This window comes from Rhodococcus sp. NPDC057014 (assembly GCF_042673295.1).
Classification (GTDB): Bacteria; Actinomycetota; Actinomycetes; order Mycobacteriales; family Mycobacteriaceae; genus Rhodococcus_F.
This window is the reverse complement of record NZ_JBHUSF010000205.1, coordinates 1-16,033: the sequence shown is the minus strand read 5'-3', so window position 1 is coordinate 16,033 and position 16,033 is coordinate 1. Positions and strand designations below refer to the sequence as shown.

Sequence of the window (16,033 nt, the reverse complement as noted above, 5' to 3'; positions counted from 1 at the left end):
CGCCGTCCACCCGGATCCAGTCGCCCTTCCTGCCTGCGAAGTAGATGAAGCCGGCCTCGTCGACGTACCCGAGGTCGCCCGTCCAGTACCAGCCGTGCCTGATCCGGTCGGCGATCGCGTCCTCGTTCTTGTAGTAACCCTCGAACCGTGCCGCGCCCGCCTTGTCGACCATCTCGCCGATCGCCTCGTCCGGGTTGAGCACCCGGCCGTGCTCGTCGATCCGCGCCCGGGCCCTCTCCGCAAGCGTGTCGGGGTCGACGATGACGATGTTCTCGTTCGCGGGCCTGCCGAGCGCGCCCTCGGGGGCGTGGGGGTCGAGCGTCACCGAACCGGCGCCCTCGCTCGAGCCGTATCCCTCGTACAGTTCGGCGCCGAACCGGCGGACGAATTCGGTCTTGTCCTCCGGGGACGCCTCGGTCCCGAAACCGCGGACGAGCGTGTTGTCCCGGTCGTCGGGCTGCTCGGGTGTGGCCATCAGATACGCCAGCGCCTTGCCGACGTAGGTGAAGAACGTGGCACCGAAGAACCGGACGTCGGGCAGGAATCCGGACGCGGAGAACTTGCGCGGCAGGCAGACGGTGGCGCCGATGGCGAGCGCGGGCGCCCACAGCGCCATCAGCGCGTTGCCGTGGAACAGCGGCATGCAGCAGTAGTCGACGTCCTCGCGCACGTGCCCATACTTGGCGATGTTCGCGTACGCCAGCCGGGCGAGGCGGCCCTGGCTGCACCGCACCGCCTTCGACGTGCCGGTGGTGCCGGACGTGAAGAGCAGCAGGAACAGCGTCGACGGGTCGACCCCCGGACCCTCGGCCGGACTCTCCACGGCACGGGCCGCGACGAGGTCGCTGTAGGCCGGATCGTCGACCAGCAGGAACCGGTCCTCGGACAGCCCGAGGTCGAGACCCGCCAGCTGCGCCCTCCCCGCGGTGTCCGTGACGATCAGCTGGCAGTCGACGTACCGGATCTCCGCCGCGAGTTCCGCCCCCCGGCGGGTCGGATTGATGCCGACGACGGTGGCGCCTGCGAGCGCCGCGCCGCCCAGCCAGAACAGAAACTCGGGGGTGTTATCCAGCAGGACACCGACGTGGAACGGTCCGTCGCGGCGCAGCGAGGACGCGACGGCCCCGCGGGCCGCGCTCTCGCGCACCACCTGGTCCCACGTCCAATCCTGTTCCCGGGTGCGGATTCCCAGCCTGTCGTCGCCCAGCCGGTCGAGCAGCATGCGGGCGATCGTGGTGCGTTCCAACTCCAGCTCTCCTGTCGACACGGTGGTCACGTTCACGGCACGCGGAGCACGCAGTGGGTGCCACCGTAGATCGCCGTCATGCACTTGTTGCAGTGAATGCACAGTCCGGGGTTGTGGGTCTCGTCCGTGATCCGGTTGACGAGATCGGGTTCGCGCAGCAGTGCCCGGGCGACGGCCACGAACTGGAAGCCTTCCTCCATCGCCAGGTCCATGGTCGCCTTGCCGGTGATGCCGCCGAGCAGGACGAGCGGCATCGTCACGGCGGCCCTGATCTGGCGGGCGTCCTCGAGCAGGTAGGCGTCGCGGTAGGGGTATTCCTTCAGGAAGTGTTTGCCGACCAACCGGATTCCCAGTTTCGTCGGCTGCGGCATAACCGCGGCGAACTCACGGAGCGGCGCGTCGCCCTTGAACAGGTACATCGGATTCAGCAGCGAACTGCCCGCGGTCAGCTCGAGCGCGTCCAGCGAACCGTCCCGTTCGAGCCATTGCGCCACCTGGATGGACTCGTCCACCCAGAAGCCTCCGGGCACACCGTCGTCCATGTTCAGCTTGGCGAGGATCGCGATCCTGTCCCCCACCGCGTCGCGCACGGCCCGGGCGGTCTCGAGCGCGAACCGGGCGCGGTTCGCCAGGGATCCGCCGTACTCGTCGGTGCGCTTGTTGACCTTCGGGCTGAGGAAGGAGCTGATCAGGTAGTTGTGGCCGAAATGGATCTCCACGGCGTCGAATCCCGCCTCCACCGCGCGGCGGGCCGCGTTCGCGTGCGCCTCGACGATCCGGGTGATATCGGCCGTCGACGCCGGCGTGGAGAAGTTCTGCGTGGTCATCCGGAAGGCACGGGACGGGCCCAACGCGGGGTACCCGATGTATTTCGCGGCCGCGACCGGTCCCGCGTGACCGATCTGCGCGGACACGGCCGCGCCCTCGGCGTGGATGGCGTCGGTCAGCTTCCGCAGGCCCGGCATCGTCTCGTCGGTCCACTGGATCTGGCCGGGCGACGTCCGTCCGTCCGGGGCGACCGCGCAGTACGCGACGGTCGTCATGCCGACGCCTCCGGCGGCGGGCCGCCGGTGGAATTCGATGAGTTCGTCGGTGACTTGACCCTTCGGTGTCAGGCCCTCGAACGTCGCCGCCTTGATCACACGATTGCGCAGAGTGATCGGTCCGAGCTTGGCGGGGGCGAGCGGATCGACCTTCACGGTGGGCGGGTCGAGATCTATCGTCATATGAGTTCCTCCAGCTGCGATTCGCTGTCGAACGTAACGGCGCCGGGACGGCACGGATCGCGGCAGTCTCGCTGAGTGGTAACCACGTCCGGGCGCCCGTCACGGCGTGCCATCTTGTGTCGGTACGAGTGCCCGAGGACGAAAGGTCGACCCGATGACTGCCCCTACAGATCCACAGTTGCACCTGGATCAGGTGATGTCGCGTCTCACCGGACCCGGTGGACGGTTCGAGCTCGTCGAGGAACCGGTGCTCGGCACCCGGATGCCGGTGATGAAGAACCGTGGACGCTCGGTGGGCGAACTCCTCACCACGTCACTGAGGTGGGGCGACCGCGACTACCTCGTGACCGCCGAGCGCCGGATGTCCTACACCGAGCACGCCGCCGCGGTCGCGGCCCTGGCCACAGCGCTGCGCGAGGACCACGGCGTCGGCAAGGGTGACCGGGTGGCGATCCTCGCCGCGAACACCCCCGAGTGGGTGGTCGCGTTCTGGGCCACCCAGGTGCTCGGCGCCATCAGCGTCGGATTGAACGGCTGGTGGGTTCCACGGGAGGTCGAGTACGGGCTGACACACAGTCGCCCCACCGTGGTGATCGCCGACGCGAAACGCGCCGCGACGCTCGCCGCGGTCGGCACCGCTGTCCCCGTCCTCACGATGGAGGACGATCTGCCCGGAATCTTCGCGCGCTACGCGGGCTCCCCCATGCCGCACACGGACGTCGACGAGGACGATCCCGCCGCCATCCTCTACACCAGCGGCACGAGCGGCAGGCCCAAGGGGGCGCTGCACTCGCAGCGCAACATCCTGGCCGTCGTCGACTACCACCGCTTCAGCGACGCCGTGGTCGGGGAATTCAGTGGACGGCCCGTCGATCCGGCGGTGCCGAGCCCGCTCCGCTACCTTCTGACGTCGCCCCTGTTCCACATCGCGAGCCTGCACAATCTGGTGATTCCGCGGCTGGCGACGGGCGGGGCGGTCGTCATGCACCAGGGTGGATTCGACGTCGACGCCGTGCTCCGTCTCGTCGAGCGGGAACGCGTCACCAACTGGGGTGCGGTGCCCACCATGGCGTCCCGCCTGGTGGAGCACGAGAACCTGGGCAGGTACGACCTGTCGTCGCTCACGTCGTTCTCACTGGCCTCCGCGCCGTCGTCGGTCGCGTTCCAGGGACGTCTGCGCGAGAGGGTGCCGTTCGCGCGCAACGCGCTCGTCGACAGCTACGGGCTCACCGAGTGCAGTACCGCGATCGCCGTGGCCACCGCCCCCGAACTCGAGCAGTTCCCGGGCACCCTGGGGCGCCCGATCATCACCGTGAGCATGGAGATCCGCGACCCGTTTGGAGAGTGGCTGCCCGACGGCGTCGAGGGTGAGGTGTGCGTGCGCAGCCCGTTCGTGATGCTCGGCTACTGGGAGGACGAGGCCGCCACCGCCGCCGCGATCGCCCCGGGCCGGTGGCTCCGGACCGGCGACTTCGGGATCGTCGAGAACGGCCGGCTCCGGCTGACCGGACGTCGCTCGGATCTGATCCTGCGCGGCGGCGAAAACGTGTATCCCATCGAGATCGAGCAGTGCCTCGACGAGCACCCCGACGTGCTCGAGTGCGCCGTGATCGGGACACCCCACGAGGATCTGGGGCAGGAGGTGGCCGCCGTGGTGGTGTTGCGACCGGGTGCCGCGACCACCGAGGCGGAACTGCGGGACTACGCCGCCGATCGGCTGTCGTATTTCAAGGTCCCGACCCGCTGGCGGATCACCACGGACCTGCTGCCCCGCAACGCGACCGGCAAGATGATCCGCCGCGACATCACCGTCTGACAGCCGAATGCCGCGGGGGTGCAGTCGAACTGCACCCGCGCGGCATTCGGGCGAGGAAGGACGGGGCGAACGTCAGCGGATGAGGTTGCCGAGATCGACGGGGATCTGCGCCCCGGTGATGTACTTCGCTTCATCGGAACACACCCAGGCGACGACGGCGGCGACGTCTTCCGGCTGGGTGATGGTGTAGGGCAGCGTGTTCTGGTAGATCGAGCCGAGAGTCGACGCGTACTTCGTGATGAGCGGGTACAGGTCGCGCATCTTCATGCCGGTGTCGACCCCCGCCGGGTGCACGGTGTTGACGCGGATGCGGTGCTCGCCGAGTTCGTTCGCCATCGTCTTGGCGAGCCCGGTGATGCCGTGCTTGGTGGCGACGTAGTGCCCGGTGAACGGGGTGCCCTTCAACCCGGACACCGAACTGGTGAAGACGACGGCGCCGCCCTCACCCTGTTCGATCAGGTACGGAATCGCCGCCTTCGCGGTGTGGAATGTTCCCGTGAGGTTGACGTCGACCGTCTCCTGCCACTGCTCGGCGGTGATCTCCCACGACAGCGCCCCCGAGCAGATGCCCGCGTTCGCGATCACGACGTCGAGGCGGCCCAACCGGCCGATGCCGTCGGCCAGTGCCCGCGAGAGGCCGTCGAAGTCGCGCACGTCGGCGGTGGCCGCGACGATCCTCCGCCCCGTCGACTCGACCAGCCGAACCGTCTCGGCCAGGTCGTCCCGGGTGGCGCCGGGATAGGGCGTGGACGCGAATTCGGTGCAGGCATCGATCGCGATGACGTCGGCGCCCTCGGACGCGAACCGCACGGCTTCGGCGCGACCCTGCCCGCGTGCGGCGCCGGTGACGAAGACGACCTTGTTCTCGAAACGCTGCGGTGACGTCACGGTCTGCTCCTCATACGGGGTCATCGTGGGCGGGGCACGGTCTTGTCGACGAACAGACCCTCGACGGAGACGCACACCTGGCCGTCCGCGGTCCGGATGTCGCCGGCGGTGGTGATCTTGCGGCCGTCGACCGAGATCAGCTTCCCGGTCAGGGTGAGCGGTTCGAACAGCGGCGTCGGGCGGTGGTAGCGGGTGCTCAACTGCGCTGTCATGCCTGCCTTTCCAGCCCAGGCGTTGGCGACGCCGAGGACGTGGTCGAGCAGGAGCGCGGACACGCCGCCGTGGACGTGCCCGGGCGGCCCCTGGTACGGGATCGCCAATGTGACCGTCCCCTGTACCGATCCATCGGACAGTCCCTCGAGAACGAGGGGCGGTGCGAGTGCGTTCTCGGGTCCGGTGACGGGATCGTGCCGGGTGACGCCCTCGCCGTTCCACATGTCGATCAGCCGCTCGGCGACGGCAGGCGCGTGCTCCTCGAGGTGCTCGGCGATGCTGTTCAACTCCTCCGCGACGCGCTCGAGGTTGGCGTTGCCGCGGTCGGTGCGCAGCAACGCGTCGACCACCCGCCGGGCGGCCCCGGTCGCCCGGTCGACGGCCGAACCGTCCGGTGGCGACGTCAGCACCGTTCCCGGCGCACTGTTCTCGAACGTGGGGTGCGTTCCGACGCTCATCCTGTCACCTCCATCGTCGCCTGGGTCAGCACCGGCTGCCCGGCCCGGTCGGGACACGTCGCGCGGAGGGTGAGCCGGTCGCCCTCCTGCCAGACCGCCGTCTCGACGGTGTCGCCGGGGTACACCGAGCCCGCGAACCGCACCGCGTAGTGGCGCAGTCGCGTGGGATCGCCGTCCAGCATTCCGTCGACGACGGCCTTGCACACCACACCGTACGACGCGAGCCCGTGCAGGATCGGCCTTTCGAACCCGGCCGCGGCGGCGAACTCGGGGTCCGCGTGCAGCGGGTTGAGGTCGCCGCTGAGCCGGTACAGCAGCGCCTGCGCCGTCCCGGTGCGGGACACGAGCACCGTGTCGGGCTCCCGTTCGGGGATCGTGGCCACCGACTCGGGTCCCGGGGAGCCGCCGAACCCGCCCTCATCACGGGCCCAGATCTGCATCCCCGTGGTCCACAACGGGTTCCCGCCCGAGTCGGTGGCCGTCTGTTCGAGCACGATGACGGCGGCCTTGCCCTTGTCCCACACGTCGGCCACCCGCGAGGACACCCGGGCCCCGCCCGAGGTGGGGATCGGGGCGTGCACGGTGAGCGACTGGCCGCCGTGCAGGATCTTGCGCAGGTCGATGTCGATGCCGGGCAGGCTCAGCCCGGCCGCGGGCACGTCGCCCGCCGAGATGCCCTGCCCCGCGACGAGCGCGAATGTCGGCAGCACGCGCAGATTCTTCTCGTACACCCAGCGCAGTTCCGCCGGGTCCCGAGTGTTTTCGCCGGCGCCGAGACCGAGGTGGTAGAGCATCACGTCGCGTTCGGTCCACGACAGGTCGCGCACGGTCGGGTCCGCGGCCAGCGCCGTCGTCACGTCGATCGCCATGTCAGGCCACCGCTCCCTGTCCGGGCTCCGGGTCGCGGGGCAACCCCAGCAGCCGTTCGCCGATGATGTTGAGCTGAACGTTGGTGGTGCCGCCTGCGATCGACATGCACTGCGAATTCAGGAACATCTGTGTGTCCGACGTGCGGGGCCGGTCGCCGAGCAGGGCCCGCGGTCCCGCCCAGTCCATCGCCACCTCCCACACCTGCTGGATGTGTTCGACGCCGAGCAGTTTCGCGATCGACGATTCGGCGCCGGGTTGCCCGCCCGCGATCGAGCGCAGGGTGGTGCGCAGTGCCATCAGCCCGCCGGACTGCGCGTCGCAGAGGACCTTGCCGAGCACGGTCAGCTGTTCGTCGTCGATGCCGCCGGGCAGTTCACCGGCCAGGGTCAGCAACGCCTCCCCACCGGAACCCAGCGAGGAGTCGTGCGACAGCGACACGCGTTCGTTGGCGAGGGTGGTGCGGGCCAGCTTCCAGCCGTCGCCCGGTTCGCCCACGAGGAGTTCGTCGGGGACGAAGACGTCGTCGAGGAACACCTCGTTGAACAGGGCCTCGCCGGTGATCTCGCGCAGCGGCCGGATGTCGAGGCCCTCGCTCGCCTTCATGTCGATCAGGAAGTACGACAATCCCTTGTGTTTGGGGACCGTCGTGTCGGTGCGGGCGAGGCAGATGCCCCAGTCCGCGTCCCGGGCCATCGACGTCCACACTTTCTGCCCCTGCAGCATCCAGCCGCCGTCCACCTTGGTTGCCCTGGTGTTCAGGCCGGCCAGGTCCGATCCGGCGCCGGGTTCGGAGAACAGCTGGCACCAGACGAGGTCGCCGCGCAGCGACGGCGGAACGAAGCGCTGCAACTGGACTGCGCTGCCGTGCGCGATGAGCGTGGGCACCACCCAGTTGCCGATGATCATGTCGTGCGGCTTCAGCGCGGCCGTGCGCAGTTCCTCGGCGATCACGAGCTGTTCCACGGCACCCGCTCCCCTGCCCCACGGTGCGGGCAGGTGCGGTGCGGTGTACCCCTTCTCGGCGAGGTGCGTTCTGCGTTCCGTCTCGCCCATCGACGCGGCGGCCGCGAGTTCCGCGCGGACGCCCGCTCGGATGCCCGCGGCCTCCGGCGGCAGATCGACGCCGAGCACCCGGCGGGCACCGCCCAGCGTCGCGCGGGCGACGCGCCGCCGCCAGAATGCGGTGGATCCCAGCAGGATCCGCAGCGACTGCGCGCGGCGCAGGTACAGGTGCGCGTCGTGTTCCCAGGTGTAGCCGATGCCCCCGAGCACCTGGATGCAGTCCTTGGTCACGGAGAACGCCGCGTCGGGTGCGGTGGCGCCGGCGACCGCGGCGGCGAGTGACGCCTCCGCCGTACCTGTTCCGGGACTCATCGCGCGGGCGGCGTCCCACGCGCAGACGCGGGCCTGCTCCGCGAGGCCGAGCATCCGCGCCACCCGGTGCTTCACGCCCTGGAACTGGCCGACGGGACGGCCGAACTGCCGACGCACCCTGGCGTAGTCGGCGGCGGTGGTCACGGCCCAGTCGGCGACGCCCGACGCCTCCGCGGCGAACAACGTCGCGGCCAAGTCGAGGACGCGCTGCGCATCGATCCGCAGGACGTCGGCCTCGGTGATCTCGAGGCCGGTCACCGCCGCGGTCGCGTTGCGGCGCACCACGTCGTGGCTGGGCAGGTCGGTCACGTCGAGCCGGTCGCGGGTGAGCGCCACGAACACGGTGTCGTCGCCGTCCGCGGCCGCGAGCAGGAACAGGTCTCCCACCTGCCCGCCGAGGACATACCCCGACTCACCGTCCAGCGTCACCGTTCCGCCGTCCCGGACGAGGCGCAGCGAACCCGGCTGCAGCGCCACCGCGCCGAGTGTCGTACCGTCGGCCAGCCCGGACAGCTCACCCGTGCGGCCGGACTCGTGCAGGACGGCACCGAGCAGCACGGTCGGCAGGAACGGCCCGGGCAGCAGGACCCGGCCGAGTTCCTCGGTGACCACGGCCAGGCCCACCAGCCCGCAGCCCGCACCGCCCACGTCCTCCGGCAGGTGCAGCCCCAGTACACCCAGTTCCGCCAACGACTTCCAGAACAGCGGTCGCTGCTCGGTCTTGGCCTCGACGGCCTCCCGGAGCACGGCCGGGGTCACGGTCCGCGTGGCCCAGCCTCGCACCGAGTCGCGCAGGTCGCGCTCTTCTTCGGTCAATCCCATTGTCATGTCGGCCTCGATCGTTCGGGGGTTCAGATGCGTTCGATGATGGTGGCGGTGGACAGCGCGCCACCGGCGCACATCGTGACGAGTGCAGTGGAGGCGTCGGAGCGTTCCAGTTCGTGCAGGGCGGTGGTGATCAGCCGGGCCCCGGTGGAGCCCACCGGATGTCCGAGGGCGATGGCGCCGCCGTTGACGTTCACCTTCGACAGGTCGGCGCCGTGCACCTGCGCCCACGACAGCACGACGGACGCGAACGCCTCGTTGATCTCGACGAGATCGATGTCGCCCAGCGCCATTCCGGCGCGATCGAGGACCATCCGTGTCGAGTCGATCGGTCCGTCGAGGTGGTAGTAGGGGTCGGAGCCGACCATGCCGGACGCGACGATCCTCGCCCGCGGCCGAAGTCCGAGTTCGCGGGCACGATCCTCGTCCATGAGCAGGACCGCGGCGGCGCCGTCGCTGATCTGGGACGAGTTGCCCGCGGTGTGGATGTGGCCGTCGATCACCGGCTTCAGTGCGGCCAGGGCGTCGGCCGTCGTCTCCCGCAGCCCGCCGTCCCGGGTGACGACCGCGGATTCACCGGTGGGTGTGCCCGCCTTGTCCACGACGGGGGCGGTGACCGGCACGATCTCGCGGTCGAATCGTCCTTCCGCCCAGGCCTGTGCGGCGCGTCGTTGCGATTCGAGGCCGAGGGCGTCGACGTCGCCGCGCTTGATCCCGCGCAGGTCGGCGATCCGCTGGGCCGAGGTGAACTGGTCGCCCATGTCGATCGACCAGTCGCCGGGGTACGGGTTGCCCGTCTCCGGCGTGGCGGCCTGGCCGAGGAACACCCGGCTCATCGCCTCGACACCGCACCCGATTCCGGCGGAGATCTGGCCGGACGCGATGAGACCCGCCACGACGTGTACGGCCTGCTGGGACGATCCGCAGGCGCAGTCGATCGACGTGGCCGCCGTCGTGTACGGCAGTCCGGCGTGCAGCCACGCCTGCCGGGTCACGTTGTTGGACTGCTCGCCGGCCTGGGTGACGCATCCGCCGACGATCTGCCCGACGTCCTGCGGGGCGACACCGGCCCGTTCGAGGACGCCCCGCTGCGCGGCGCCGAGCAGTTCGGCCGGGTGCAGTCCGGACAGCGCGCCGCGCCGGCGCCCGATCGGTGTCCGTGCCGCGTCGACGATGACGGCGTTGCCCATGTTCCGCTCCCTTGGGTTCTTCTGGCTCGCGGACACGTCCGCGGCTCATTTTTGGAATTTATTCTATTTCTTGGAAGACAGCGATGCCCTTAGTCATGCGAAGGACGGATTCCGACTCGACTCAGCAGTCAGGAATGAATGTCACTTCGGGGGCGCCGGGGAGGCGGCCCCGGCCTGGCAACCGGTCAGCGGTGCGACAGACCGACCAGCAGCAGGTCGCACGCCTTGCGGATGTCCGATTCGGCGTCGGGGATGGTGACCCGGCCGTTGAGGCAGGACTGGATCACGCCGAACCACAACTGCACCAGCAGGCGCAACGCCGTCAGATCCTCCTCCGTCGGGTGTTCGATCCCGGCGGCGTCCAGCATGATCTGCCGGAACGCGCGGTCGACCTTCCCCGCGTCCGGCACGGACGCCACGTTGGCGGTGCTCGTGGACTGGATCATCGCCGTGGACAGCGCCGGGCGGCGCAGCAGACCGCGGGTGGCCCGGACGAGCACGTTGTACACCGCGTCCTGCGGCGATTCCCCCGGCGGCGCGCTCTTCTTGAAACCGGCACCCATCCGGTCGATCTGATCGACCATCACCGCGACGAACAGGTGCGTCTTCGACGGAAAGTAGCGGTACAGCGTCCCGATCGCGACGCCGGCGCGTTTGGCCACCTCGTGCATCTGGACGCGGGCGAGTTCCTTCTCGGTCGCCAGTTCGACGGCGGCCTCGAGCATGCGGACGTGGCGGGCCCGCTGTTCCTCCGAACTCGGTTCGGCAGCGTCCCGCACTTCGGCGATTCTCGGCACCCTCGATCCCCCTTCACTCCGCAACAGCCCCGGATCCGGTGTCGATTCTCGCACCGGATCGGCAAAGCTTCGAATTTCGTCCGGTGAGTGGGACCGCACGTGCCGCACGCCGCCCGGATGCGATTGCGTGAACCCCGCGACTGGACCGTCAGTCACCACAGACCATCAACGGAGGAAACGACGATGCAGGACTGGACAACCGAGTGCGACGTGCTGGTGGTCGGTTCGGGGGGCGGCGCCCTGACCGGCGCGTACACGGCCGCTTCGCAGGGTTTGCGCACCCTCGTCCTCGAGAAGACCCCACTGTTCGGCGGCACGTCCGCGTACTCGGGGGCCGCGGTGTGGCTGCCGGGCACCGCGGTGCAGGAGCGCGCCGGGATCGGCGACTCCACGGACAAGGCGCGCACGTACCTGCGCGCGGTGGTGGGAGACGAGGAGATCGACCGCCAGGAGGCGTACGTCAGCACCGCCCCCGAGGTCGTCGACCTCCTCGAACGCGATCCCCACATCGAGTTCGAGTGGCGCGCATTCCCCGACTACTACAAGGCGCCCGGCCGCATGGACTACGGTCGCGCGATCAACCCGCTCGACCTGCCGGGCGACGAGGTCGGGGAACTTCGTGAGGTCATCCGGCCGGAGGCCGACGTCGACCGGGCCGGCGAACCGCATCCCGAGGGAACGCTGAACGGGGGCCGTGCCCTGATCGGCCGTCTCCTCATGGCCCTGTACGGCACCGGGCACGCGGAACTGCGCACGGAGACCGCGGCCCGCTCGCTCATCGTCGAGGACGGCCGGGTCGTCGGAGTCCTGGCAACGAACGCGGCCGGTGAGACCATCCGCATCCGGGCGACGCGCGGCGTGCTGCTCGCGGCGGGCGGCATCGAGGGCAGCGCGGCCCTGCGCACCGAGAACGGAACGCCCGGCCGGGCGGAGTGGAGCATGGGCCCGCGCGGCGCGAACACCGGTGACCTCCTGCAGGCGGCGGTGGAGGTCGGCGCGGACACCGCGCTGCTCGACGAGGCGTGGTGGTGCCCCGGCGTCGAACTTCCGGACGGCTCCGGCGCTTTCATGGTGGGTGTGCGCGGCGGAATTCTGGTCGACACGTCCGGAGAGCGGTACCTCAACGAGTCGCTGCCGTACGACCAGTTCGGCCGCGCGATGATCGAACACGGCAGCGCCGCGTCCTACCTCGTCTTCGATTCGAAGGAGGGCGGGCCCGTGTTGCCTGCCATCTCCATTCCGCAGATCTCCGCCGAGAATCACCACGCGGCGGGCACCTGGGTGTCGGCGGACACGGTCGAGGAGCTCGCGGAGAAGATCGGCGTTCCCGCAGACGCTCTGCGCCGCACCGTCGAACAATTCAACGACTTCGCCAAGCACGGCGTCGACGAGGCGTTCCACCGGGGAGAGGATCCGTACGACAACTTCTTCTGCCCGCCCGGCACGGGTGCGGACGCCCCGCCCAACCCGGCGCTGAGCCCGGTGTCGCAGGGCCCGTTCCATGCGGCCCGCATCGTGCTCAGCGACCTCGGCACCAAGGGCGGCGTCCGGACCGACGCCGACGCCCGCGTCCTGCGCGCCGACGGCTCCCCCATCGACGGGCTGTACGCGGCGGGCAACACCAGTGCATCGCTCAGCGGCCGGTTCTACCCGGGTCCCGGCGTGCCGCTCGGCACTGCGATGGTGTTCTCCTACCGGGCAGTTCAGCACATGCGGGGCTGACTACACGAGGTTGTCCTCCACCGGGAGCCCGAACGCACCCCTGCCGAACAGGGCGAGGGCGCGTTCGGGCTCGTTGGCCACGTGCGCGCTGCCCGCGTGGGCGTCGCGCCACGACCGTTCGATCGCGTTGCCGCGGAACAGCGAACTCCCGCCGGCCGTCTTGACCAGCAGGTCGATCGCCTCGAGGGCACGCTCGGTGGCGCGAACCTGATCGCGGCGCACCCGCAGGCGCAGGCCCATGGGGAGTTCCTCACCGGCCTCGGCCAACTCCCACAGTTCCCGCACGTTGCGATCCATCTGCAGGATTGCGGCATCGATCTCGGACGCCGCCCGGGCGACCGCGACCTGGGCGAACTGGTCGTCGACGAATCGGCCGCCACCGAGGCTGAGCCGCACCCGGTCCCGCATGACCGTGAGATACCGCTCGTAGCATCCTGCGACGATGCCGACCCCGGGCGCCGCGACGGCAGTGGTGAAGAGGGTGGCGAACGGCAGCCGGTACAGGGGTCCGCGGTTCACCTTCTGCCCGGGTCCGTGCAATTGCGCCGTCTCGTAGTTCCTCTTGATCCGGTAATCGGGAACGAACACGTCCCGGGCGCTGATCTCGTTGCTGGCGGTGCCGCGCATCCCCACCACGTCCCACACGTCGTGGATGCGGTAGTCCGACCGCGGCACCAGCGCGGTCACGAAATCGACTGGGCGGCCCTGGGTTCCGACGACCATCGCGCCGAGCAGCGCCCACGACGCGTGCTCGCAGCCCGAGGAGAAGCCCCACTCCCCCGTCAACCGGTAGCCGCCGTCGACCGGGACGAGCCGCCCGACGGGTGCGTAGGCCGACGACACGAGCACCGAATCGTCGTGGCCCCACACGTCGCGTTGCGCCCGGTCGTCGAACAGGGCCAGATGCCAGGGGTGCACCCCGAGCACGGACGCCAGCCAGCCCGTCGAGCCGCACACCCCGGACACGGCGCGCACCACCTCGTAGAAGTGCACCGGATTGCTCTCTGTGCCGCCGTACCGCCGGGGCTGCAGCATCTTGAACAATCCCGTGTCGCCGAGTTCACGGATCACCTGCTCGGACACCCGCCGCGACTCGTCGACCTTGTCCGCGCACTCCGCGATCGTCGGCAGCAGCCCGCGGACCGATCTGAGGACCTCGTTCGTCATCTGTCGGAGGGTAGGGCGATCGCACCCGCGCGTGGATATGCATCTCGCTCAACGGGAAACGCCGCCGCCCGCGCGGTCCCGTCCAGTGGGACCACGCGATGCGGGCCGTTCACGCTCACTTAGCGTGCAGGGCACCGCACAAGCCCAGGAGAGGACGGGACGCATCGTGACCACCCAACAGTCCGAGACAGTCGAGGTACGCGAGATCGACGCCGGCGCAGCGCCCACCCGATTCGCCCGTGGATGGCACTGCATCGGATTGTCCGAGGCCTTCCGGGACGGCAAGCCGCACTCCGTCGAGGCGTTCGGCACCAAACTCGTCGTCTTCGCCGACAGTGCCGGCGACCTCGCCGTGCTCGACGGCTACTGCCGGCACATGGGCGGCGATCTGAGCCAGGGCACCGTGAAGGGCGACGAAGTGGCGTGCCCGTTCCACGACTGGCGGTGGGGAAGCAACGGCCGGTGCAAGAAGATTCCGTACGCGCGCCGGGTGCCGCCGCTCGCGCGGACCCGGTCGTGGCACGCGCTCGACCAGGACGGGATGCTGTTCGTGTGGAACGATCCGGAAGGCAATCCGCCGCCCGCCGACGTCACGATTCCCCGCATCGAGGGCGCCCTCGACGACGAGTGGACGGACTGGGTCTGGTACCGCACCACCGTCGACACGAACTGCCGCGAGGTGGTCGACAACATCGTCGACATGGCGCACTTCTTCTACGTGCACTTCTCGTTCCCCACCTACTTCAAGAACGTCTTCGAGGGCCACGTCGCCAGCCAGTTCATGCGCGGGCAGGCCCGTGAGGACATGCGCCCGCACGCGTCCGGTCAGCCGAAGATGGTCGGAAGCCGCTCGGACGCGACCTATTTCGGACCGTCGTTCATGGTCGACGACCTGACGTACCGGTACGAGACGCACGACGTCGACTCCGTGCTGATCAACTGCCACTACCCCGTCAGCGCCGACAAGTTCGTGCTGCAGTACGGCATCATCGTCAAGAAGTCCCAGGAACTCGACGGCGACGCGGCCACCGCGATGGCGAAGAATTTCGGCACGTTCATCGCGAAGGGCTTCGAACAGGACATCGAGATCTGGAAGAACAAGACCCGCATCGAGAATCCGCTGCTGTGCGAGGAGGACGGTCCGGTCTACCAGCTGCGGCGGTGGTACGAGCAGTTCTACGTCGACGTCGCCGCGGTGACCCCGCAGATGACCGAGCGGTTCGAGTTCGAACTCGACACCACCCGGCCCGTGGAATCGTGGAAGCGGGAAGTGGACGAGAACCTCGCACGGAAGGCGCGCGCAGCCGATGCAGCCGCTGCAGTGCACTGAGTGCGGCGCGCGGGTCCTGGTCCGGAAGAACAGCTGGGAGCACACCTCCATTCAGTGGGACGACGCGGCCCGCTCCCGGTGCCGTGAGATCGGCGGCTCCGGACCGGGACGCCCCGGCGCTCCCCGGGAAGGGTGCGCGGCGCTGACCGCGTCGATCGCCCGGGCCGCGCAGGCGGGTGCCGTCCCGGTGCGCGATCCCGACCCCGTACCGACTCCCGTCGTTGTCCACTGACACCATTCCCGAAAGGACACATCATGATCGACATCGATCACTACGGACCGTGGGCGGTGATCGCAGGCGGCTCCGAGGGCGTGGGAGCGAGCTTCGCCGAGGAACTCGGCCGAGCGGGAATCAACCTCGTGCTGATCGCCCGCAAGCCCGGCCCCCTCGAGGAGACCGCCGGCAAGGTGCGCGCGCACGGCGTCCTGGTGCGCACCCTCGCGCTCGATCTCCTCGACCGGGACGCCCTCGACCGGATCCGCACGGCCACCGACGACGTCGAGGTCGGGCTGCTGATCTTCAACGCCGGAGCCAACAGCTACGGGCACGAATTCGTCAGCGGAGACCTCGCCGGCTTCCAGCGAGTCATCGACCTGAACATCACCTCTCAACTGCACCTGTCGCAGCACTTCGGCGCGAGGATGAAGGACCGCGGCCGGGGCGCGGTCGTGCTGGTCGGTTCGCTGGCCGGCTATCTGGGGTCGGAAGACCAGAGCATCTACGCCGCATCGAAGGCATTCGGCCGGATCTTCGCGGAAAGCCTCTGGCTCGAACTGGCGCCGTTCGGGGTTCACGTGGTCGAACTCGTTCTCGGCGTCACCCGCACGCCGGCAATGGTCCGGGCAGGCCTGAACTTCGATCTGCCGGGGATGAAGGTCGCCGAGCCCGAAGACGTTGCCCGGGAGGGACT

The 16,033-nt window shown here is 69.5% G+C and carries 14 protein-coding genes; 5 read left to right on the top strand and 9 right to left on the bottom strand.

Features of this window, described 5'->3' with window-relative positions:
• Together ACFTZB_RS30295 and ACFTZB_RS30290 are read right to left on the bottom strand one after the other, a co-directional pair.
• Window positions 1-1,252: AMP-binding protein (locus ACFTZB_RS30295; RefSeq protein ID WP_378437065.1), on the bottom strand; the 1,252-nt coding region annotated here is incomplete at its 3' end.
• A gap of 26 nt (window positions 1,253-1,278) precedes the next feature.
• Window positions 1,279-2,472 (bottom strand): NADH:flavin oxidoreductase, encoded by a 1,194-nt coding sequence (locus tag ACFTZB_RS30290; RefSeq protein ID WP_378437063.1) that lies wholly within the window; start codon window positions 2,470-2,472, stop codon window positions 1,279-1,281.
• A gap of 154 nt (window positions 2,473-2,626) precedes the next feature.
• Here ACFTZB_RS30290 and ACFTZB_RS30285 point away from each other — a divergent pair, with 154 nt between their 5' ends.
• Window positions 2,627-4,288, top strand: a complete 1,662-nt coding sequence (locus ACFTZB_RS30285) for a class I adenylate-forming enzyme family protein (RefSeq protein WP_378437062.1) — start codon at window positions 2,627-2,629, stop codon at window positions 4,286-4,288.
• Window positions 4,289-4,360: 72 nt separating this feature from the next.
• On the opposite strand, the gene ACFTZB_RS30280 is transcribed toward ACFTZB_RS30285, so the two are convergent.
• The 6 genes from ACFTZB_RS30280 to ACFTZB_RS30255 form a co-directional block, all read right to left on the bottom strand.
• On the bottom strand, window positions 4,361-5,176 hold the full coding sequence (locus tag ACFTZB_RS30280) for a mycofactocin-coupled SDR family oxidoreductase (RefSeq protein ID WP_378437060.1): 816 nt from the start codon (window positions 5,174-5,176) through the stop codon (window positions 4,361-4,363).
• A gap of 20 nt (window positions 5,177-5,196) precedes the next feature.
• Window positions 5,197-5,847, bottom strand: a complete 651-nt coding sequence (locus ACFTZB_RS30275; protein WP_378437058.1) for a PaaI family thioesterase — start codon at window positions 5,845-5,847, stop codon at window positions 5,197-5,199.
• A complete protein-coding gene (locus ACFTZB_RS30270; RefSeq protein WP_378437056.1) occupies window positions 5,844-6,716 on the bottom strand; it encodes a MaoC/PaaZ C-terminal domain-containing protein in 873 nt (290 codons plus the stop codon). Before ACFTZB_RS30270 ends, ACFTZB_RS30275 begins: the two co-directional genes overlap by 4 nt.
• 1 nt (window position 6,717) lies before the next feature.
• Complete coding sequence (locus ACFTZB_RS30265) at window positions 6,718-8,919, bottom strand: acyl-CoA dehydrogenase (RefSeq protein WP_378437054.1); 2,202 nt, start codon at window positions 8,917-8,919, stop codon at window positions 6,718-6,720.
• Window positions 8,920-8,942: 23 nt separating this feature from the next.
• Window positions 8,943-10,106: a steroid 3-ketoacyl-CoA thiolase gene (locus ACFTZB_RS30260; RefSeq protein ID WP_378437052.1), complete on the bottom strand. Its 1,164-nt coding sequence runs from the start codon at window positions 10,104-10,106 to the stop codon at window positions 8,943-8,945.
• Window positions 10,107-10,291: 185 nt separating this feature from the next.
• Window positions 10,292-10,903, bottom strand: coding sequence for a TetR family transcriptional regulator (locus tag ACFTZB_RS30255; protein ID WP_072940808.1), 612 nt, complete (start codon window positions 10,901-10,903; stop codon window positions 10,292-10,294).
• Between the two features lie 183 nt (window positions 10,904-11,086).
• Between ACFTZB_RS30255 and ACFTZB_RS30250 the strand changes: the two genes are divergently transcribed.
• Window positions 11,087-12,625: an FAD-dependent oxidoreductase gene (locus ACFTZB_RS30250; protein WP_378437049.1), complete on the top strand. Its 1,539-nt coding sequence runs from the start codon at window positions 11,087-11,089 to the stop codon at window positions 12,623-12,625.
• Here the strand turns inward: ACFTZB_RS30250 and hsaA are convergent, their stop codons facing one another.
• Window positions 12,626-13,792: a 3-hydroxy-9,10-secoandrosta-1,3,5(10)-triene-9,17-dione monooxygenase oxygenase subunit gene (gene hsaA, locus ACFTZB_RS30245; protein ID WP_378437047.1), complete on the bottom strand. Its 1,167-nt coding sequence runs from the start codon at window positions 13,790-13,792 to the stop codon at window positions 12,626-12,628.
• Between the two features lie 166 nt (window positions 13,793-13,958).
• Between hsaA and ACFTZB_RS30240 the strand changes: the two genes are divergently transcribed.
• The 3 genes from ACFTZB_RS30240 to ACFTZB_RS30230 all read left to right on the top strand — a co-directional run.
• On the top strand, window positions 13,959-15,122 hold the full coding sequence (locus ACFTZB_RS30240) for a Rieske 2Fe-2S domain-containing protein (RefSeq protein ID WP_378437044.1): 1,164 nt from the start codon (window positions 13,959-13,961) through the stop codon (window positions 15,120-15,122).
• Window positions 15,100-15,354, top strand: a complete 255-nt coding sequence (locus tag ACFTZB_RS30235) for a hypothetical protein (RefSeq protein ID WP_378437043.1) — start codon at window positions 15,100-15,102, stop codon at window positions 15,352-15,354. The genes ACFTZB_RS30240 and ACFTZB_RS30235 overlap by 23 nt, the downstream gene beginning before the upstream one ends.
• 23 nt (window positions 15,355-15,377) lie before the next feature.
• Window positions 15,378-16,033: SDR family NAD(P)-dependent oxidoreductase (locus ACFTZB_RS30230; RefSeq protein WP_378437042.1), on the top strand; the 656-nt coding region annotated here is incomplete at its 3' end.